At 72.6% G+C, this 19,908-nt stretch carries 19 protein-coding genes, 1 pseudogene and 2 riboswitches; of the genes and pseudogenes, 6 read left to right on the forward strand and 14 right to left on the reverse strand.

Annotated elements, in window-relative coordinates:
• Positions 1 to 104: 104 nt before the first annotated feature.
• Positions 105 to 815: a TetR family transcriptional regulator gene (locus ACOBQU_RS11745; protein ID WP_423626409.1), complete on the forward strand. Its 711-nt coding sequence runs from the start codon at positions 105 to 107 to the stop codon at positions 813 to 815.
• A gap of 22 nt (positions 816 to 837) precedes the next feature.
• On the forward strand, positions 838 to 1,716 hold the full coding sequence (locus tag ACOBQU_RS11750; RefSeq protein ID WP_423626411.1) for an alpha/beta fold hydrolase: 879 nt from the start codon (positions 838 to 840) through the stop codon (positions 1,714 to 1,716).
• Here ACOBQU_RS11750 and ACOBQU_RS11755 read toward each other — a convergent pair.
• Positions 1,661 to 2,689 (reverse strand): helix-turn-helix transcriptional regulator, encoded by a 1,029-nt coding sequence (locus ACOBQU_RS11755; protein WP_423626413.1) that lies wholly within the window; start codon positions 2,687 to 2,689, stop codon positions 1,661 to 1,663. The two genes, ACOBQU_RS11750 and ACOBQU_RS11755, sit on opposite strands and share 56 nt — an antisense overlap.
• Positions 2,690 to 2,816: 127 nt before the next feature.
• Between ACOBQU_RS11755 and ACOBQU_RS11760 the strand changes: the two genes are divergently transcribed.
• The 3 genes from ACOBQU_RS11760 to ACOBQU_RS11770 all read left to right on the forward strand — a co-directional run bounded on the left by ACOBQU_RS11760 (position 2,817) and on the right by ACOBQU_RS11770 (position 5,579).
• The gene (locus tag ACOBQU_RS11760) at positions 2,817 to 3,722 is read left to right on the forward strand and encodes a LysR family transcriptional regulator (protein ID WP_423626415.1); all 906 of its coding nucleotides are present in this window, start codon (positions 2,817 to 2,819) and stop codon (positions 3,720 to 3,722) included.
• Positions 3,723 to 3,930: 208 nt separating this feature from the next.
• Complete coding sequence (locus ACOBQU_RS11765) at positions 3,931 to 4,515, forward strand: cysteine dioxygenase (RefSeq protein WP_423626417.1); 585 nt, start codon at positions 3,931 to 3,933, stop codon at positions 4,513 to 4,515.
• Complete coding sequence (locus tag ACOBQU_RS11770; protein ID WP_423626419.1) at positions 4,515 to 5,579, forward strand: YeiH family protein; 1,065 nt, start codon at positions 4,515 to 4,517, stop codon at positions 5,577 to 5,579. The genes ACOBQU_RS11765 and ACOBQU_RS11770 overlap by 1 nt, the downstream gene beginning before the upstream one ends.
• Before the next feature lie 202 nt (positions 5,580 to 5,781).
• On the opposite strand, the gene ACOBQU_RS11775 is transcribed toward ACOBQU_RS11770, so the two are convergent.
• From ACOBQU_RS11775 to ACOBQU_RS11790, 4 genes and pseudogenes are all read right to left on the reverse strand, one after another.
• Complete coding sequence (locus ACOBQU_RS11775; protein ID WP_423626421.1) at positions 5,782 to 6,648, reverse strand: thioesterase family protein; 867 nt, start codon at positions 6,646 to 6,648, stop codon at positions 5,782 to 5,784.
• Between the two features lie 50 nt (positions 6,649 to 6,698).
• Positions 6,699 to 7,346, reverse strand: a complete 648-nt coding sequence (locus ACOBQU_RS11780; protein ID WP_423626423.1) for a DUF2690 domain-containing protein — start codon at positions 7,344 to 7,346, stop codon at positions 6,699 to 6,701.
• A gap of 38 nt (positions 7,347 to 7,384) precedes the next feature.
• Positions 7,385 to 7,690 (reverse strand): annotated as a pseudogene (locus tag ACOBQU_RS11785) (helix-turn-helix domain-containing protein); the annotation flags it as partial.
• Entirely contained in the window at positions 7,669 to 8,535 is an 867-nt protein-coding gene (locus ACOBQU_RS11790; RefSeq protein WP_423626425.1) for a peptidoglycan-binding protein, read from the reverse strand. The gene ACOBQU_RS11790 and the pseudogene ACOBQU_RS11785, both read right to left, overlap by 22 nt.
• Positions 8,536 to 8,940: 405 nt before the next feature.
• On the opposite strand from ACOBQU_RS11790, the gene ACOBQU_RS11795 reads away from it, so the two are divergent.
• Positions 8,941 to 9,378 carry a hypothetical protein gene (locus tag ACOBQU_RS11795; RefSeq protein WP_423626427.1) on the forward strand — a complete coding sequence of 146 codons (438 nt, stop codon included), beginning with the start codon at positions 8,941 to 8,943 and terminating at the stop codon, positions 9,376 to 9,378.
• Between the two features lie 18 nt (positions 9,379 to 9,396).
• Here the strand turns inward: ACOBQU_RS11795 and ACOBQU_RS11800 are convergent, their stop codons facing one another.
• From ACOBQU_RS11800 to ACOBQU_RS11840, 9 genes are all read right to left on the reverse strand, one after another.
• Complete coding sequence (locus ACOBQU_RS11800; RefSeq protein WP_423626429.1) at positions 9,397 to 10,059, reverse strand: trimeric intracellular cation channel family protein; 663 nt, start codon at positions 10,057 to 10,059, stop codon at positions 9,397 to 9,399.
• Between the two features lie 143 nt (positions 10,060 to 10,202).
• The gene (locus ACOBQU_RS11805) at positions 10,203 to 11,381 is read right to left on the reverse strand and encodes an ABC transporter ATP-binding protein (RefSeq protein ID WP_423626431.1); all 1,179 of its coding nucleotides are present in this window, start codon (positions 11,379 to 11,381) and stop codon (positions 10,203 to 10,205) included.
• An 11-nt stretch (positions 11,382 to 11,392) separates the two neighbouring features.
• A complete protein-coding gene (locus ACOBQU_RS11810; RefSeq protein WP_423626432.1) occupies positions 11,393 to 12,490 on the reverse strand; it encodes an ABC transporter ATP-binding protein in 1,098 nt (365 codons plus the stop codon).
• A complete protein-coding gene (locus tag ACOBQU_RS11815) occupies positions 12,487 to 13,488 on the reverse strand; it encodes an ABC transporter permease (RefSeq protein WP_423626434.1) in 1,002 nt (333 codons plus the stop codon). Before ACOBQU_RS11815 ends, ACOBQU_RS11810 begins: the two co-directional genes overlap by 4 nt.
• A 166-nt stretch (positions 13,489 to 13,654) precedes the next feature.
• A complete protein-coding gene (locus tag ACOBQU_RS11820; RefSeq protein ID WP_423626436.1) occupies positions 13,655 to 15,424 on the reverse strand; it encodes an ABC transporter substrate-binding protein in 1,770 nt (589 codons plus the stop codon).
• Positions 15,425 to 15,522: 98 nt separating this feature from the next.
• Entirely contained in the window at positions 15,523 to 16,527 is a 1,005-nt protein-coding gene (locus ACOBQU_RS11825; protein WP_423626438.1) for an ABC transporter permease, read from the reverse strand.
• A gap of 381 nt (positions 16,528 to 16,908) precedes the next feature.
• Positions 16,909 to 17,685 carry an enhanced serine sensitivity protein SseB C-terminal domain-containing protein gene (locus ACOBQU_RS11830; protein ID WP_423626439.1) on the reverse strand — a complete coding sequence of 259 codons (777 nt, stop codon included), beginning with the start codon at positions 17,683 to 17,685 and terminating at the stop codon, positions 16,909 to 16,911.
• Between the two features lie 183 nt (positions 17,686 to 17,868).
• A complete protein-coding gene (locus ACOBQU_RS11835; RefSeq protein WP_423626441.1) occupies positions 17,869 to 18,657 on the reverse strand; it encodes an enhanced serine sensitivity protein SseB in 789 nt (262 codons plus the stop codon).
• A 174-nt stretch (positions 18,658 to 18,831) separates the two neighbouring features.
• A complete protein-coding gene (locus tag ACOBQU_RS11840; protein ID WP_423626443.1) occupies positions 18,832 to 19,566 on the reverse strand; it encodes an AAA family ATPase in 735 nt (244 codons plus the stop codon).
• A 123-nt stretch (positions 19,567 to 19,689) separates the two neighbouring features.
• A riboswitch (glycine riboswitch) is annotated at positions 19,690 to 19,788 on the forward strand.
• Positions 19,789 to 19,898: riboswitch (glycine riboswitch) on the forward strand.
• The last annotated feature ends 10 nt before the right edge of the window (positions 19,899 to 19,908 follow it).

Raw genomic sequence — 19,908 nt, forward strand, 5'->3', positions numbered from 1 at the left:
TTCCTCTCTTCGGTGAACGCTTGTGGTTACAACTGTTCACTGACCCATGAGTCTACTCGTCGCACGGCTTCCGAAACTCGGAGAACAGTTGTTAACTGCATGGCATGAGTCACACCGTCGGCGCCCGCCAGGCACAGAAGCAGCGGACCCGGCAGGCACTCCTGGACGCGGCCCTGCGCCTGCTGGAGGAGCAGAGCCTGTCCAGCCTGGGCCTGCGCGAGGTCACCCGCGCCGCGGGCGTCGCCCCGACCGCCTTCTACCGGCACTTCCGCGACACCGCCGACCTGGGCGTGGCCCTCGTCGAGGAGGCGCTGGGCAGTCTGCACACGACGCTGGCCGCGATGCTGGCGGCCACCGGCGACGGCGAGGAGCGCATCGCGGCCGCCGTCGAGCTGATCGCCTCGTACGTGCGCGAGCACCCGGCGCACGTGCGCTTCATCGCGCGCGAGCGGCACGGCGGCGTGCGGGCGGTGCGGGAGGCGATCGGCGGGCAACTGGCGCTGTTCGCGCGGGAGGTGGCGGCGCAGTTCGCCAAGGAACCGGAGGCGGCGGGCTGGAGCGCGGACGACGTCCTCATGCTGGCGCGGATGTACGTGGACCACATGGTGATGACGGCGTCCGCACTCCTGGAGACCTACGCGGGCACGGAGGCCGCCGCCCACACCTCCGCCGGGGCCGGGACCGGGGCCGAGGGCGAGGGCGAGCAGGAGGTCCGGGAGGTCCGGGAGGTAATCGACACCGCGCGCAGGCAGCTGCGGCTCGTCGGCCTGGGCCGCCAGCACTGGCTCGACGCGCCGCCCTCGACGCACCAGTAAGGGGCGACTAGCCTATACGACCATGACAAGCCCCTCGGACTGGACCCTCGACGAGACCTTCGCCTCCGAGTCCGGCGCCGTCCGCTGGACCGCGCTCGGCCCCGCCGACGCCAGCCCGGTCGTCCTCGTCCACGGCACGCCCTTCTCCTCGTACGTGTGGCGGGGCGTCGCGAGGGCGCTCGCGGGCGAACACCGCGTGTACGTCTGGGACCTGGCCGGATACGGCGCCTCGGAGATGCGGGCCGGGCAGGACGTGTCGCTCGCCGCGCAGGCCCGGGTGTTCAGGGGGCTGCTCGCGCACTGGGGCCTGGACGGGGACCGCGCGCCCGCCGTCGTCGCCCATGACTTCGGCGGCTGCGTCGCCCTGCGCGCCCACCTCCTGCACGGCGCCCGCTACGCCCGCCTCGCCCTCGTCGACCCAGTCGCGCTCGCCCCCTGGGGCTCCCCCGCGTACCGGCTGCTCGGCGCGCACGCGGAGGTGTTCGCGCAGCTGCCGCCCGCGCTGCACGAGGCGCTGGTGCGCGCGTACGTCAGCTCGGCGAGCCACCGCGGCCTGCACCCCGAGGTCCTCGACCGCCTGGTCGCCCCGTGGTGCACGGAGGCGGGCAGGCCCGCCTTCTACCGGCAGATCGCGCAGAACGACCAGCGCCACACCGACGAGATCCAGGACGGATACGGCGAGGTGGCACCGCCCGTCCTGGTGTGCTGGGGCACCGACGACACCTGGATCCCCGTCGAGCGCGGCCATGAACTCGCGGCCCGGATCCCCGGCGCCGAGCTGCGCCTGATCGAGGGCGCGGGACATCTCGTACAGGAGGACGCGCCCGCGGAACTCACGGCGGCGCTCAGTCGTTTCCTGAACGCGGGCCACTTCGGAGCTCATCGGCGTACAGAGCGGTGACAGCCGCGGCGGCCCGCGCCAACTCCTCCCGCACCTCGGGCGGCGCCAGCACCTCGACGGTGTCGGCGAACGGCAGCAGCGTGCGCGCCGCCCCCACCGCCTCCAGCTCCAGGCGCACGGTCACCCAGTCCCCGGCGCCCTCGCCCCCGCCCTCGTCCCCGCTCCCGTCCTCGTCAACGGCCGTGAGCACGCCGGAGTTCAGGCGCAGGAACAGCTCGAAGCGCTCCCGGCGCACCCGCGCCGTCACCTCGACGCCGCCGCCCGAGCGCCGCTCGACCCGGCGCTTCAGCTCCGCCCACACGTCGGCCAGCTCCACCCCGGCGCGGCGCCGCACCGGCTCGTCGGTGACCGCCGCCGCCCGCACCCGGTCGGCCCGGAAGAGCCGCGGCACACCCCGCCGGTCGGCGACCAGGTACCAGACGCCCGCCTTGGCCACGAGTCCGTACGGGTCCAGGGTGTACGCGCGCGGCTCCTCCGCGCCGCTGTGCAGATAGCGCACGCGCAGCCGCCGGTCGGCGAAGACGGCCTCCTGGAGCGTGCCGAGGTGGTCCACGGGCAGCTCCCCGCCCGGGCCGCGCGCCCAGCGCGCGGCGTCCACCAGGATCCGGCGGCTCGTCAGCTCCGCGGCGGGCCGGTGCGGCGCGGGCAGCGCGGCCATCACCTTGCGCAGGGCCGTACCGAGCGCCGCGTCCAGGCCGAGCGCGGCGTGCGCGCCCCGCGCGGCGAGCAGGAACAGGGCGCGCGACTCGTCGGCGGTCAGCCCCGTGACGTCCGTGCGGTAGCCGGGCAGCAGCTCGATCCCGCCGTGCCGCCCGCGCTCGGCGTACACGGGCACACCGGAGGCGGACAGCGCCTCGACGTCGCGGTAGATGGTGCGCACGGACACCTCAAGACGCTCGGCCAGCTCGTGCGCGGGCACCCGCCCCCGGGTCTGGAGCAGCAGCAGGATCGACAGCAGCCGGTCGGACTTCACACGCCAAGGATCGCGTACGGCACCACGTACGCGTACGGCACCACGTGTCCGGCCAGCGGCCCGAGGCGATCCAGAAGCGACGCGAAACGATCCTCAGCGCTCCCCAAATTCTGCTTATGATGCGCGTGTGTTCGACTCCCGGCACATCAGGTCCTTCCACGAAGTGGTCCGCACCGGCTCCTACTCGGCCGCGGCCCGCTCGCTCGGGTATACGCAGCCCGCGATCACCCAGCAGATGAAAGCGCTCGAACGGTCCGTGGGCACGGTCCTGTTCACGCGCGTGGGCCGCCGGATGCGCCTGACGGAGGCGGGCGAGGCCCTGTCCCGGCACGCCGGGGTGATCCTCGGGAACATCGAGGCGGCCCAGCGCCAGATGACCGCCATCACGCGCCTGCGCACCGGCCGGGTCCGGCTGTGCGCGTTCCCGAGCGCCACGGCCACGCTGATACCGGAGGCGCTGGCCAAGCTCGCCCGCAGCCACGACGGCATCAGGGTGGAGCTCCAGGAGTACGAGCCGCCGGAGTCGCTGAAGCGCCTGGTGGACGGCGAGGCCGACGTCACCCTCGCCTTCACCTATCCCGGCCTGCGCGACGACGTGCCGGACGAGGTGGTGGAAGTACCGCTCCTTGAGGACCAGTTGACGGTCCTCATGCCGACGCGGCACCCCATGGCGCGGCGCCGCTCGGTGCGCCTGGCCGACCTGGCGGAGGAGCGCTGGATCGCCGGGTGCCTGCGCTGCCGGGCCAACTTCCTGCACGAGTGCGCCGAGCAGGGCTTCGCGCCCGACATCGCCTTCACCACCGACGACAACCTGGTCATCCAGAGCCTGGTGTCGGAGGGCCTGGGCATCGCGATGATGCCGGGGCTCGTCCTCAACTTCCTCTGCCACCGGTCGGTCACCGGCCGCCCGCTCGACCCCGCGTCGCGGCGCCAGGTCTCCGCGTACGTGCTCCGCGAGCACCTGCGCATCCCGGCCACCGGACTCGTCCTGGACGCGCTGAAGGAGGTCGCGGCGAACCGGGTGGGGTGCTGAGCCGGGGGCCGCCGCGCCGGGGCCGCCAGGACCACCGGGGCCGCCAGGACCACCGGGGCCGCCAGGACCACCGGGGCCGCCAGGGTCGCCGGGGTCGCCGGGGTCGCCGGGGTCGCCGGGGTCGCCGGGCGATCCATAACGGCTTCTTGGGGCTTGACGAAGAAACCGTCGTTGGACGTGATGGTTGGTCCGGTCCGACGCTGCCTGTATGACCACCCCCACCGCACAGGGATCCGCCCAGGCCGCCCCGCTCCGCACCACCGAGCGGCTCGACGCGCTCGTCGCCGACATCCGGGACGCCGTCGGCCGCGGACTGCCGCCCGACCTGACCGCGTACCTGGTCGGCGAGCGGCTCGCCCCGCACCTGAGCGCGCCCGACCTGCTCACCCCCGAGCAGTGCGCGGGCGACCCCGAGCGCTACCGCCAGCACCTGCTGCACGCGGAGTCCGACGGCAGCTTCTCCGTCGTCGCCCTGGTCTGGCTGCCCGGTCAGCGCACGTCGATCCACGACCACGTCTCGTGGTGCGTGACCGGCGTCCACGAGGGCGAGGAGCACGAGCGGCGCTACCGGCTCGTCCCGGCGACCGGCCCGGACACCACCGCCGAACTCGTCGCCACGGAGGACGTGGTCAACCCCACGGGCGCCGTGTGCGGCTTCGCGCCGCCCGGCGACATCCACCGCGTGTGGAACGCGGGCGCGGGCCGCGCGATATCCCTGCACGTCTACGGCGCGGACATCTCCCGGCTCGGCAGCAGCGTACGGCGGGTCTACGACCTCCCGGCCGACCGCTGATGGCGCTGCTCGGACAGCGCCCGCCCAGGAGCGCGCCCGCCGTGGGCCAGGCCGCGGCGGGCGCCGTCGGGCCCGGACCCTGGCCCGGCCTCGCCCTGGCCGCCGCGGGTGTGGCGCTCGCCTGGGGGACGCACCGCCTGGTGCCGGGCGTGCCCATGCTGACGGCCGCGATCGTGTACGGCCTCGCCGCCGCGCACCTGCCGGGCGCCCGCGCGTGGATCCGCGGGCGCGGGCGCCCCGGCCTGACCTTCGCCGCGAAGCGGCTGATGCGGGTCGGCGTGGTGCTGCTCGGCCTGAAGCTCAGCCTCGACGACGTGCTCGGGGTGGGCTGGGCGACGGTCGCGATGGTGCTCGCGGTGGTCGCGGCGACGTTCCTCGGCACGTGGTGGCTGGGGCGCCGTCTGGGCCTTCCCGGCGACCAGCCGCTGCTCATCGCCACCGGCTACTCGATCTGCGGGGCCTCCGCGATCGGCGCGGTCAGCGACGTCTCCAAGAGCGAGGAGCGGGACACGGCCGTGTCCGTGGCGGTGGTGACGCTGTGCGGCACCCTCGCCATCGCCGTCCTGCCGCTGCTCCAGGGCCCGTTGGGGCTCAGCGACGCGGAGTTCGGCCGCTGGGTCGGGGCGAGCGTGCACGACGTGGGGCAGGTCGTGGCGACCGCGCAGACCGCCGGGGGCGACGCGCTCGGCGAGGGCGTGCTGGTGAAGCTGATGCGGGTGGCCATGCTGGCGCCGCTCGTCGCGGCGGTCGCGATGGCCGTACGGGCGCGGGCCGCTGCCCCCGAGGCCTCGGGGGCGGGGCGGCGGCCGCCGCTGGTGCCGCTCTTCGTCGCCGGTTTCGTGGTCATGGTCGGCGTACGCAGCACGGGGTGGCTGCCCGGCGGCGCGCTCGACGCGGCCGGGGTCGCCCAGGAACTCCTGCTGGCCGCGGCTCTGTTCGGGCTCGGCAGCGCGGTGGACCTGCGGTCGCTCGTGCGGACCGGGGGGCGGGTGGCCCTGGTGGGGCTGTGCGCGTGGGTGGTCGTGGGCGGGGTGTCGTACGCGGGGGTGTGCCTTACGGGGTGACGGGGTCCCCCGGGCCTGGGGGCGCCCGGCGCCCAGGTCGCGCGTACGGGCACCCGGCACCCGGGGCTGTGCCCACCCGTTCCGCCCCAGCGGAACGACTGCCCACAGCCGGGCCAGGTCGGCAACCACCGGCACGCGCGCACCCCTCGGGCCAGGTCGACGGGCGCCGGGTGGGTGGGGTGGGCCCGGCCGTTGGGCGGCGTCAGCGCAGGCGGACCCGGGCCAGTTGGCGGGACTGGGCCACCAGGCGGTCCGCGCTGTCCCAGACCTCCGCGTCCTCCTCCAGGAAGCCCCCGGCCAGGTTCCGCGTGGTGATGGCGACGCGCAGGGGGCCCGGCGCGGGGCGGGCGCGCACATGGGCGGTCAGTTCGACCGTCGGGACCCAGCCCGAGAGCCCCATCTCGAACGCGGTCGGCGGCAGCGCGTCCACCGCGAGCAGCAGCGCCAGCGGATCCGCGGGGCGCCCGTCCGCGAGGCCGAACCAGGCCCGCATCTCCCCCTTGCCGGACGGCTGCCCGAGGGCCCAGCCGAGCGTCGCCGGGTCGAGCTTCAGCCACAGCCGCTCCACGATCGCCGAACTGCCGGGCAGCGGCCGGTCGTCGGGGGCGTCGTCGGGCCCGAAGCAGTGCTCGACGGGCGGCAGCGCGGGCGGCACGGCCGTGGTGCGCACGTCGTCGGGGAGCGCGTCGAGGTCGCCGTACGAGGCGAGGACGCGCAGCCGCTCGACCTCCGTGCCGTCCGGCTCGTACTGCACGAGGGAGGCCTGCCCAGTCGACAGGCCACGGCCGTCGCGCACGGTCTCGGTGCGGATGACGGCGGGGCCCGGCTCGGACGCCGTCAGATAGTGCGCGGAGACGGTGAACGGGTCGGCGTGCGGCAGCGCGTGCGCGAGGGCGCGGCCGACGACCGCGAGGAGATAGCCGCCGTTCACCGCGTTGATGATGGTCCAGCCCGCGGAGAGGTCGGTGTCGTAGACACCCGGCTCCCGGAGGGTGACCGCGGTGTCGCGGTCGAATTCGCTGTCGCCGATCGTCGCGCCCGCTGTCGGCGCCGCCGCTGTTTCCGCCATGCCAGCAACGTACAACACACAATTACTGAGCGGTAGCTTTTTGATCTCCCTCAGCCGGACCCCCGACCGCCGGTCCGCTCGTCCAGCGGTCCCCCGCCCACCGGGCCGAAGCACACCCGTTCGCCGCCCGCCGCCGGGACCAGGCACACCCGGGCCCGGCGTGCGTCGGGGGCGGCGGTCATCGGGGTCGCGACGTAGGTGTCGGGGTTCCGGGCGACCACGTGCTTGGTGCGCGCGCCCGGCAGCGACAGCTCGATGCGGTCGCCCGCCCTCAGGTTCATGCCGCGCGCCCACAGCGCCCCGCACTCCGCGCTGTGCCGGATCTCCAGGCGCTGCCCCCGGGGCGCCGTCCGCGTCAGCACCGAGGTCGCCAGGCCCTGCTGGCCGCACATCATCACCAGCGGGTCCGCGCCCTCGCACTCCTTGCCGCCGCACCCCACGACCGGCGGCCCGGCCGACCCCGCGGGCCGGTCGTCCGGCGTCTGGGTCCCGCCCGACAGGATGACCGCGAGCGTGGCGGCGACGGCCGCGGCGAGCCCGCCGCCCGCGAGCGCCACGCGCGCCGTGCGCACCCCGCGCCGACGGCGCCGCTCCCCGGCTCCCCCTCGGCGGGTCGCGGCGGCGCGGGTGCCGGTTCCGCGGGTGCCGCATCCGCCCGCGGGACCGGCACCGGCGCCGACCGCGCCCGGCCGCTCCACGCCTGGTCCGCGAGGCTCCACAGCGCGAGCAGCCGGTCCGGCGGCTGCTGCGCCACCTCGCACAGCGCCACCACCGCCGGTCTCGGCGGCTGCTGCTTGCCGTTGAGGTAGCGGTCCCAGGACGACTTGCTGTACGGCGTGCGCCGGGCGAGCGCGGCCAGGCTCAGGCCCGCGCGCTCCTTCACCTCGCGCAGCTCGGCGGCGAGGCGTGCGCACTCCAGCGGCGGCCGGACGGCGGCCCCGTCCCGCGCGCCGTTCCCCGGCCCGTTCTTCCGCCCGTCCCCCTGCCCGTCCCGCCGCACGCGCTGGTCTCCGTGCGCGCTCACCGTCGCAGCGCCCCCCACGTGTCCGGGCCCACGATGCCGTCGGGCGCCAGGCCCGCGGACTTCTGGAAGCTCCGGGCCGCGCTCTTGGTGCGCGGGCCGTACGCGCCGTCCACCGTGCCCGGGTCGTAGCCGCGCTTCTTCAGCAGGCACTGGGCCTCGACGACCTCCCAGCTCGTGCTGTTGAGGTCGAGCAGCGCGTCCGCGGTCAGGCTGTACCCGGCGTACAGGTCGCCGTCCTTGCGGTGGGTCTCGCAGCGGTGCTCCTTGCCGGGCGTGAAGTGGAACTCCCCGCGGCTGTTCGAGGCCACGGTGGCCGGACGCGGGCCCCGCGGCTCCCCCGACGCGTCCCCGTCCGACCACGGGCGGGCGACCACCAGCACCGCGACCACGGCGAGCAGCAGCGCGCAGACCGCGCCCACCAGCAGCGGGCCGCGCCGTCCCGGCCGCCGGGACGAGGGCCCGGCGGACCCGCCGGACCCGCCCGCTCCTCCGCCCCCTACGGGGTCACCCTCCCGCGTGCCCCAGTCGTCCACGCTCCGGTCGTCGACGCTCCCCTCCGCGTCGGCGGGAACCTCCGCCCCGACCGCGGCCCCCTCGCTCTCCCACGCCTCGGCGGCCACGTCCCGCAGGGCGAGCAGCCTGCCGGGGTCCGCCCCGCACACCTGGGCCAGCTGCTCGACGGCGCCGCGCGGCGGCACCGCCTTGCCGTTGAGATAGCGGGCCCACGAGGAGCCGCTGTACGACGTCTTGGCGGCGAGCGCGGACTGGGTCAGCCCACTGTGGTCCTTCAGCGCCCGCATCTGTACGACGAGTTGCCACACCCTCCGGTCCAGGGAGGCGGGCAGCTCCTTCCAACGCGACATGATCCACCCCTGACGCGTTCGCGATCCCCCGGGGCGCCGAAGTGCCGTCCGCCACGCGCTCGTCGGCGCGCGTACGCGTGGACGACGTGCGCCCTCCACCCCAAGGATGACGCCGCCGCACGCACCGGTTCCAGCGCCGTCCCGGCCACCGATCGACACGCGCCATGAACGACTGGCCCGCCGATCAGCCGCCCCGCCGTCCCGCGATGCCACCACGGCCGAGGGCGTTCACGCAGGTCAACGGCGTGGCCTCCCGTGGGACGCGGGCGCGCCGTGCCGCGCTGTCCCCCGTGCCGCGCCCCGGCGCACAGTCGGTGGTGCGCCCAGGCCGCGCGGTCCCCCGCCCGCGCCGCCCAGCACGGAAGGCGCACCTCAGACCAGCGACGCGGGAAGGAACCCACGCACATGCTCAACGGCAAGCGCCTGGCACTCGGTACGGCGGCCCTGCTCATCGGCGGCGGCTTGATGGCATCGGGTCCGGCACCCACCGCCCTCGCGCACTCCGGCGGACCGGCTGGTTCCGCCACCGTCGCCGACCCCGGCGGACCGGACGGTTCCGCCGAGGCACGGCGGCCGCACTGCCCCTGGCCCTACATCTGCTTCGCCAAGGGCGGCACCCGGCTCGGCATGTACCGGGCCATGGGCTACAAGCCGCTCACGGCCCGCGCCAAGCGGGCCAGGACCGTCATCAACGCGCGCCCCGACGACGGCGCCCGGGTCCACCTCGTCCACCGCGGCGGCGCCACCGACTGGACCTGTGTGAAGCCGCGCAAGACCCGTCGCATCGCGTCCGGCTGGAAGCCGTACGCCGTGGACATCCGCAACAGCCCCAACTGCCGCTGACCCGTCACGCCGCCGGGGTCACACCGTGTCCTCGGCGGCCGACGAGCGGCGGTTCCAGGCCCGCGGCGCCCGCCAGTGGTAGCGCATCGCGAGCAGCCGCAGCAGGAACGCGGTGACGATGGCGACCCCGGTGGTGAAGCCGTTCAGGGCGTCGTACTTCAGGCACAGCGCCACGATCGCGGCGCCCACGATGGCGGGCACCGCGTACAGGTCCCGGTCCCAGCGCACCAGGGACGGCACCTCGTTCGCGACGATGTCGCGCAGCACACCGCCGCCGACGGCGGTGGCGAGGCCGAGGGTCGCGGACGCGGTGAGGCCGAGCCCGTAGTCGTACGCCTTGGTCGTGCCCGCGACGCAGAACAGGCCGAGGCCCGCCGCGTCGAAGACGTTCACCGCGAGCTGGGTGCGCTCCACCTCCGGGTGCAGGAAGAACACCAGGAGCGCGGCGATCAGGGGCGTGATGAAGTACCCGAGGTCCGTGAACGCGGCGGGCGGCACCGCGCCGATCACCAGATCCCGGAAGAGGCCGCCGCCCAGGGCGGTGACCTCGGCGAGCACGGCGATGCCGAACACGTCGAAGTTCTTGCGCACGGCGAGGAGGGCACCGGAGATCGCGAAGACGAAGATCCCGGCGAGGTCCAGGCCGTGCTGGACGGTAGGCGTGAACAATTCCTGAAGCACGCGTCATTCTCCCCCGGCCCGCGCACACCACCGCGCACCACGACCCCACGCGTGCCTCCCACCCACCCGCCCTGAAAAGGGCGGGTGGGTGGGGAAAAGCCCGTCCGGCGTTTGAGGACGAGGCCGAAGGCCGAAAAGGGCGGTCAGTCCACCTCGGGGGACTCCTTCGGCGCCGGTTCCGAAGCCTTGGCCACCGGCTTGGCCTCAGGCGCAGCCTCATCCGCCGCGGTGGTGACCGACACCACCTCGATCGCCTCCTTGGCGGCGGAGAGCAGCTTGGTGTCCTCCGGCGCCTGGTCGGCCGCGTTCTCCGGGTGGTGGCACGCCACCTGGTGCGAGCCCTCAAGGGAGAGCAGCGGCGGCTCCTTGACCGCGCAGATCTCCGTGGCCTTCCAGCACCGCGTGTGGAAGCGGCACCCGCTGGGCGGGTCGATCGGCGAGGGCACGTCGCCGCGCAGCAGGATGCGCTCGCTCTTGGCGCCGCGCCGCTTGGGGTCCGGCACCGGCACCGCGGAGAGCAGCGCCTTGGTGTACGGGTGCATCGGCTTGGTGTAGAGGTCCTTGCGGTCCGCCAGCTCGACGATCTTGCCGAGGTACATCACCGCGATGCGGTCCGACACGTGCCGGATGACCGACAGGTCGTGCGCGATGATCACATACGTGAGGCCCAGCTCGTCCTGGAGGTCGTCGAGGAGGTTCACGACCTGCGCCTGGATGGACACGTCGAGCGCGGAGACCGGCTCGTCGGCGACGACCAGCTTCGGCTGCAGGGCGAGGGCGCGGGCGATGCCGATGCGCTGCCGCTGACCGCCGGAGAATTCGTGCGGGTAGCGGTTGTAGTGCTCGGGGCTGAGGCCGACGCGCTCCAGCATCTCCTGGACGGTCTTCTTGATGCCGCCCTCGGGCTTCACGCCCTGGAGCTTGAACGGCGCGCCCACGATGGTGCCGATGGTGTGCCGCGGGTTCAGCGACGAGTACGGGTCCTGGAAGATCATCTGGACGTCGCGGCGCAGCGGACGCATCCGCGCGGTGCCCAGGTGGGTGATGTCGTGGCCCTCGAACTCCACGCGCCCGCCGGTCGGTTCGAGCAGCCGGGTGATGAGGCGGCCCATCGTCGACTTGCCGCAGCCGGACTCGCCGACGACGCCGAGGGTTTCCCCGGAGCGCACGTCGAAGGTGAGGCCGTCGACGGCCTGCACGGCCGCGACCTGGCGCTGGAGCAGGCCCTTCTTGATGGGGAAGTGCTTGACCAGTCCCTCAACCTTGAGCAGCGTCTCGCGCTCGGCCTCCGGGGCGGGTTTCGCCTGCTGGGGGATGGTCATGTCCTGGTCCTTCACAGCTTCGGCGCAATCTCTTCGGTCCAGATCCGGGTGCGCTCCTCGCGCGACATGTGGCAGGCCGAGAAGTGCCCGCTGCCGACCTCGGTCAGCTCGGGGCGCTCCTTGCGGGTGATCTGGTCCTTGGGTACGTCCGCGTAGGGGCAGCGCGGGTTGAAGGCGCAGCCGCTCGGCAGGTTGATGAGGCTGGGCGGGGAGCCCTTGACCGGCGTGAGGCGCTCGGTCTCCTCGCGGTCGATGCGCGGCATGGAGCCGAGCAGCCCCCAGGTGTAGGGGTGCTGGGGCTCGTAGAACACCTGCTGGGCGGTGCCGCGCTCCACGCAGCGGCCGCCGTACATCACGAGCAGCTCATCGGCCATCTCGGCCACCACGCCCAGGTCGTGGGTGATCATGATGACCGCGGAGCCGAACTCCTTCTGCAGGTCGCGGATCAGGTCCAGGATCTGGGCCTGGACCGTCACGTCGAGCGCGGTGGTCGGCTCGTCCGCGATCAGCAGCTCCGGGTTGTTGACCAGGGCCATGGCGATCATGGCGCGCTGGCGCATGCCGCCGGAAAACTCGTGCGGGTAGGAGTCCACGCGCTTGTCGGGCTGCGGGATGCCGACGCGGTCGAGCATCTCGATGGCGCGCTTGCGGGCGACCTTCTTGTCGACGTCGTTGTGGACCCGGTAGGCCTCGATGATCTGGCGGCCGATCGAGTAGTACGGGTGCAGCGCGGACAGCGGGTCCTGGAAGATCATCGCCATCTCGCGGCCGCGCAGCCTGCGCACCTCGTCGGCGGGCGCGCTGAGCAGCTCGGTGCCGTTCAGCCAGATCTCCCCGGACAGCTGGGCCTTGCGGCGGCCGTACTGCCCGGCGGTGTGCAGGCCGAGGATGCCGAGGCTGGTCACCGACTTGCCGGAGCCGGACTCGCCCACGATGCCGAGGGTGCGGCCCTTCTCCAGGGAGAAGCTGAGCCCGTCGACGGACTTGACCAGGCCGTCGTCGGTGGGGAAGTGCACCTTGAGGTCGCGCACTTCGAGGAAGGCGGAGGGGGCGGACGAGGCGGCGGTCACTTCGCCGACGGCCGCGCCGCTCTTGGACAGTTCGGTCATCCCAGCCTCACTCGCGGGTCGATGACGGCGTACAGAAGGTCCACGACGAGGTTGGCGATGGCGATGGCGAGAGCCGCGCACAGGGTGACGCCGAGGATCACGGGCAGGTCCTTGGAGCTGATGGCCCTGACCGCTTCGAGGCCGAGGCCCGGAAGGTTGAAGGTGGACTCGGTGAGCACGGCGCCGCCCATGAGGACACCGAGGTCGAGTCCGAAGACGGTGAGGATCGGCGTCATCGCCGAGCGCAGCGCGTGCCTGCGGATGACGACGGTCTCGCCGAGGCCCTTGGCGCGCGCGGTGCGGATGTAGTCCTCGCCGAGGACCTCCAGCATGGTGGCGCGGGTGAGGCGCGCGTACATCGCGGCGTTGAGGAAGGCGAGCACGATCCACGGCAGGAGCAGCGTCTGGAACCAGACGTCGATGCTGTCGTCCGTACTGAGGCTGTCGGCGATCTTCACCCAGCCCAGGTTGTGGACGAAGATGCCCATCGCGACCATGCCGGTGAAGAAGACGGGCAGGGAGACGCCGCCGAGGGCGGTGGTCATCGCGGCGCGGTCCCAGACGGTGCCCCGCTTGAGCGCGGAGACCACGCCGGTGGCGACACCGGCGGCGAGCCACAGGACGCAGGCTCCGGCGGCGAGCGCGCCGGTCACGGGCAGGGCGTCCTTGAGGGTCTCCCAGACGGGGGCCTCGGTGCGGAAGGAGTAGCCGAAGCAGGGCGCCGGGCAGTGCGTGACGTCGCTGCCGTTGGCGTAGTCCCGGCCCATCGGGATGCCCTTGATGAAGTCCCAGAACTGGACGATCAGGGGGTCGTCCAGGCCGAGCTTGGTCCGGATGCCTTCGAGCTGCTCGGCTCCGGCCTGCTTCCCGGCGAAGAGGACGGCGATGTCCTGTCCCGCCCACTTGGGCAGCATGAAGAAGACGGTGAAGGTCGCGAGCAGTACGACCAGCACCATGATGATGACGGCGATCAGGCGCCGGATGAGATAAGCAAGCACTGTGCGCGGCCCGGCGGTGGCTCCGAGACCCCCTTGTGAGGGGCCTTGGAGCCACCGCCCGGGGCCATCACCTGCCCTTCGGACTGGCGGGATGCGGCGGCGGTGTGACGGACGGTCAACTGCGGGGGGCCGCGGCGGTGGTGGGCCGCCGCGGCCGGGGAGCCTGCTACTTCTGCGCCACGCCGAGCGAGACGTAGTCGTAACGGCCGTTGTAGGCGTCGGACATGTAGGCGTTCGTCAGCCTCGAACCGCGCCAGGTGATGTTCTTCTCGTACAGGAACGGCATCCAGTCGGCGTCGTCGAGGATCCGCTTGTCGAGCTGCTTGTAGATCTCACCGGCCTTGACCGGGTCGACCTCGGCGATGGCCTTGTCGAAGAGCTTGTCGATCTTCGGGTCCTTGATCTGCGACTCGTTGTAGTTGCCGTTCTCAAGCAGGAAGCGCGAGTCGAACAGCGGCTGCGCGTAGCCCTGGCCGGACGGGAAGTCGGGGCCCCAGCCGGACATCTGCATGCTGTAGCCGCGCTTCTTCACCACGGACGGGGAGCCGGTGATGCTGGCGGAGTCGGCGCCGTCGATGGACTCGACCTGGACGTTGATGCCGACCTTCTTCAGCTGGGCCTGGAGGGCCTCGGCGGTGTCGACCTCACCCGGGTTGTTGTTGCGGGCGGTGAGCTTGGCGCTGAAACCGTTCGGCTTCTTGCACTGCTTCAGCTCGTCCTTGGCCTTGGCCAGGTCCGGCTTGCCCTTGCGCGCCAGGACGCCGTACGGGTCGTAGTCGCTGTTGCCCGGGATCGACTTCGGGAAGGTGCTGTTGGCGATGTCACCGGCGGCGAGCTTGCCACCGCGGGTCTGCTGGAGGCTCGCGAAGTCGGTGGCGTAGAAGACGGCCTTGCGGCAGTGCACGTTGTCGAACGGCTTCGCCGTGTGCACCAGGGCGACGTAGCGCACGAACGACGTGTGCATGTTGTCGACGTTGCCGCGGTGGTCCTGGATGGCGGTGACGCGGCCGGACTGGGTCATGCCGGTGCCGTTGAGGTCGACGTCGTAGTCGCCCGCCATCAGGCGCTTGTCGTTCTCCTCCAGGTTGGCGGAGATCGTCACGTCGATCTTGTCCGGAAGGGCCGGGCGGATCGGGTCCGACTCCTTCTTCCACTTGTCGTTGCGGACCAGGACGATCTTCTTGCCGGGCTTGTACTCGTCGAACTTGTACGGGCCCGAGGAGAACGGCCGCGAGGTGTACTTGGCCTTGGTGTCCTTGGACGCCTTCACCGGGGAGCCGGAGGGCATCGCGAGGAACTGCTCGAAGTCACCGTTGCGCTTGGGCAGCTTGAAGATGATGGTCTTGTCGTCGGGCGTCTCGATCGCCTTCAGGCCGAGCTTGTCCTTCGACGGGTCCTTGTACGGGCCGGGGTACTCGCCCTTGGGGTCGAGCGCCTGGCGCAGATAGCCGGGACCGCCGGTGATGGTGTCCTTGGCCCAGATGCGCTCGATCCCGTACTTGATGTCCTTGGAGGTCAGCGGGGAGCCGTCCTCCCAGGTCAGGCCGTCACGCAGCTTGTACGTGTAGGTCTTGCCGTCGTCCGAGATCTTCGCGGTGGAGGTGGCGAGGTCGGGGACGAGCTTGGTGCTCGCCTTGCCCGGCTTGGTGTCGTACGACACCAGCTGCCGGGTGTAGAACCGCATGAAGTCCCAGGACATGCCGTAGTACGCGCGCTGCGGGTCGGCCGAGTCGAGGTCCTGCTTGCCGACGAAGCGGAGAGTGCCGCCCTTCTTCTTCGACGGGTTGGCGACCTTGTTGAGCGCGGCGTTGTAGCCCGCGCCCTTGCCGTTGTCGTCGTCGCCGTCGCCGCTGCCGCAGGCCGTGGTGGTCACCAGCGCCGCGACGACGAGGGCCGCACCGGCGGCGAGCCGCCGTTTGGGGGAAACTCTGGGCATTTTCTGCAACCTTCCAGATTCGCGGTCCCTGGCGGATAGCTGCCGAAGAACCATGGAAAGAGCCACCTGACCAGCGCAGGGGCAAGTCAGGGGGACTGCTAGCGGGTTCCCTTGGGGTCGAGCGCGTCGCGCAGCCCGTCCCCGAAGAGGTTGAAGGCGAGCACCGTGATGAAGATCGTGACGCCCGGGAAGACCATGAACATCGGGTCGTGCTCATAGGTCGCGAGGGCGTCGCGCAGCATGCCGCCCCACGAGGCGGTCGGCGGCTTGACGCCCGCGCCGAGGAAGCTGAGGGCGGCCTCCGTGAGGATGTTGGTGGGGATCATCAGGGTCGCGTAGACCGTGATGGGCGCCACCAGGTTGGGCAGCAGCTCACGGAACAGGATGTGCCGTCTGCCGCCGCCGAGGCTCTTGGCCGCCTCCACGTACTCGCGTTCGCGCAGCGACAGGGTCTGGCCGCGCACGATGCGCCCGATGTAGGGCCAGCCGAAGAAGCCGATCACCAGGACCAGGATCGCCACGCGCACGCTCGTGCCCTGCAGGCCGAGGAAGTCGTCGGGGAGCACCGAGACCAGGGAGATGATGAAGAGCAGCTGCGGGAAGGAGAGCAGCACGTCCATCACGCGGCTGATCAGCGCGTCGACCCAGCCGCCGAAGTACCCGGCGATGATCCCGAACAGGGTGCCGAGGACCACGGCGACGATCGCGGCGAGGAAGGCCACGAGCAGCGAGATGCGGGCGCCGTAGACGATCCGGCTGAAGACGTCGCGGCCCTTGTTCGGCTCGACGCCGAAGAGGAAGTCGCCGCTCACGCCGCCGAGCGCGCCCTTGGGCAGGTTGGTCAGCTCGTCGAGCTTCTCCTGGTGGAAGTCGTTCGGCGGGTGGCCGAGCAGGCTCACGATCAGGGGCGCGAACACGGCCACCAGGACCAGGACCAGGACCGTGACGCCGCCCGCGAGGGCGACCTTGTCGCGCTTGAGCCGGTTCCAGGCGATCTGCTTGAGGGACCGACCCTCGACCTTCTTCACCCCTGCACCGGCTGCGGGGGCGACGTCCTCCGTGGGTTTCGCGTCCGCAGGTGTGTCATGCATTGGCGCCGTCATCGTGCCAGGGACCCCTCTCAACCGGCGGTGACCGGCCCGCACTTGCCGCTGTAGCGACGTGATCAGTCCGTCGTACACAGGGGCGAAGGCCCCTTGGAGCGGGAGTCTTCAACGGGGCCGTGATCTGTTACCAGACTTGTCGGGGAATGGATGCGCAACCGTGATGCTGATCGAGGTGTTCCGTTATCCGGACGGGGCTGAACGCCGGGCGAACACGGGGCAGTTGGGGGCCAAGGGAGTCACGGGCGTCCATATGGTCACTCCCGCACCCTTAGCGGACATCGCGCACATCGGCGCTGATCAGCGGGTCCGGCCGAAAGCGGAATCCGGACAGTGTCCGGATCGCCGCGCAGGGATACGAGGGGTATGCGGGCGTTGCGCTCAGTACGCGGCGGGATATCCGTATCCACCGGCCGGGGCCGGGGCCGGATGGGGGTCGCGGTCGTAGAACGGGCGGGCGTTGGCGCGCAGCCACATCGCGACCGGGTCGTGCGCGTCGGCCATCGCCACCGTCGACACCGGAAGCCCCTCGGGCACCGCGCCGATGGACTGCCGCATCATGGCGCGCACCGAGTCGACCGACGCGGGCGAGGTGTCGTACACGTCCAGGCCGATCGCCAGGTACGGGGCGCCGAGCGAGGGTTGCACCCAGGCGCGGCGCAGCGAGCGGACCGCCGGGGTGCGGTGCGCGTTCTGCGTCAACAGGGCGTAGAACTGCGGGAGTTCGATGGTCGGCTCGGTGAGCCGGAGCGGGCCCGCGGGCTGGAGGTCGATGCCGCTGGCGATGCGGCGCAGGTCCAGCCAGGGGATGCCGACGCCGCCGCCCGGGGCGTGCGGGTTCAGCCACAGGCCGTAGTGGTCGGGGTAGAGCGCGCGGGCCACGTCGACTCCGCCCACCACCTCGTAGCCGCGGTTCCAGCCGCTGGCCGACAGCTCCTGGGCGGAGGTCACGCACGGCGCGTAGCCGTACCCGTCGACCTCCATGTTCCCGTACTGCGCGTCGGGCGATCCGGCCTGGCCGTGCCAGAGCAGCATCCACACCTTGCCGTCCGCGAGGGCGTGCAGGAGCGCCTCGTACGCGTCATAGCGCCCCGGCGTCACCTGGCGCAGCATGTGCTCGACCTGCCCGGCCCCCGCGGCCGTGCCCGAAGCACTCACCCGTAACCGCCCCTTCGCGACATACCCCGACGGACCCGACGGACCCGACGTACCCAGCTGGCACCACGGCCGTGCTCCGACCGAGTCATAGGACCAGCTTAAGCGGGCCGGGGGCCCTGGGCGGGGGTGCGCGGGGGCCAAGCCCCCTCGCACCGCGGAAAAACCGTCGGCGTTCCGCGTCCGTCAGCGCGGCGCGAAGAACGGCCGGACGCGCTCGCGCATCCAGTGGGCCACCGGGTCGTCCGCCACGTCCAGCAGGACCAGGTTGACCGGCCAGGCCACCGGCACCTGGCCGAGCGCCCGGCCCAGCGCCTGGAGCGGCAGGTCACGGGCGTCGCCCTCCCACGCGGACAGTTCCACGCCCACGAACAGCGTCGGGTCCTCGTCCTCGACGCCCGCCAGGCAGCGGCGCGCGGTGCGCACCACGCCGATGGCCTCGAACTCACGTCCCGCGGCGGCGAGGAAGTCGACCGGGTCGTCCTGCCAGTCCGGCTCGAACAGCCGTACCCGGCCGCCGGTCGTCGGGCCGTCCAGCTCCGTACGCCCCACGCGGCACAGCGCGGCCACGGCCGGGGGCGGCAGCGGCACCGTCACGGTGCCCTCGGGGTTCAGGACGATGCCCAGGTGCGGGTGCAGACCGCGGGCGAACTCCACCGCGGGCGCCACCGTCGCGTGCATCCGGCCGTCGGTGACCTGCCGGAACTGCTGCTCCGACGTGAACACCGGGACGTACGCCTGGCCGTCCAGCTCCAGCGTCGGCAGGTCGAGGGTGGTGCTGTCGGGGCCGCCGCCGTTGGGGAGCGGGATCCACACGTGGCCGCGGCCCAGCGTCTCGACGATGTGCGCGGCGGTGGCCTCGCTCGGCGGGGCGCCGAGCGAGGCGGCGAGCACCTCTTCGAGTTCGTTGCCGGGCCATCCGTGCGTGTGCGTGTGCGCCTGCCCCTGTGCCGGATACTCCCCCGGAAAGTCCATGCTGCCCTTACCCCTGCTGCTCTGCCGTACGGATCTCCCGACCCTAACGCCGCGCCTCGCCCTCGCACGCCGGACGGGTGGGAACGTCCCGCTTGCCCGCCGTCGTCGGCTGTCCGTGATCCGCCGCTTCGCGGCGGATGTTCCCCGGGCGGGTCTGGGGCGCCCCCGCGAGGGCTAGGCGAAGGCGATCTCCGTGAGCGCCGTCGCCCCCTCCCGGTCCAGGAGGGTGACCGACCCGCACCCCGGCGGCAGCCCCCCGCCCTCGGCGACCCGGAGCAACCGCCCCACCCCCCGCCGGTGCCGGGCGAAGGCATAGCGGGACACCCCCCGCCCCCGGGCCCGCTGCCCCCGCAGCGCGACCGGCGCGGGCACGTCGAGGAGGAGCAGGTGCAGTACGCCCCCGCGCCGGACGGCGGCCCGCGCCAGCCACCGCCGCACCCACGGCTGCGTACCGCAGTCGTGGACGACGACCCCGGAGCCCGCGCGCAGCGCCCGCCGCAGCCCGGCGTAGTGGGCGACCCGCACCAGCGGCCGGTACACCGCGTACGGCACGAAGCGCGGCATCCGCGCCGCCCACCGGTCCCGCGCGTCCTGGGAGTCCACCCGCGGCCCGGCCACCGCCCGCCGCATCAGCGTGGACTTGCCGCTGCCGGGCAGCCCGGAGACCACCACCACGTCGTGCGCGCCGAAGACCAGCCGCCCCGGCCTCCGCCCGGCGCCCGCACCCCGCCGGAGGTCCCGGACCACCCCCCGCGGCGCGTCCCGCCCCCGTCCCGCCCCCTCGCGGCGCCCCACGGCCACCCCCGGCGGCAGCGCGACGGCATCGGGCAGCGCCGCACCGCCCGTCGTCGCGTAAGCACTGCTCCCGTGCACCGTGATCCGCCTCCCCATGCTGGTCACGTCACTCATCCCCAGTACTTGTCCCTTGACTGTAAAGAGAAGGTAATGCCACCGCGGAGCATTCCCAGGTTGCGACTGTTGTGAAGCGGGGGCGCGTGTAATGATGTGCGCGCCAACTCCATACCGGCCGCTTGAATCCGCGCGGGAGAGTTCCGCGGGCCCCGCCGCCCCGGACGCCGAAGGAGCAAGTTCCTCCCTTGAATCTCTCAGGCCCCGTACCGCGCGGGCGAGGCACATCTGAAAAGCGGGCCGCCCCGGTGGCTCCACCCAAGGTGCAAGTCATGCCCCGTGGTACGCGTGGGTCTGGTGAACCTCTCAGGTTTGATGACAGATGGGGAGGGACGACCTCGC

This window comes from Streptomyces sp. G45 (assembly GCF_049542095.1).
Lineage (GTDB): Bacteria > Actinomycetota > Actinomycetes > Streptomycetales > Streptomycetaceae > Streptomyces.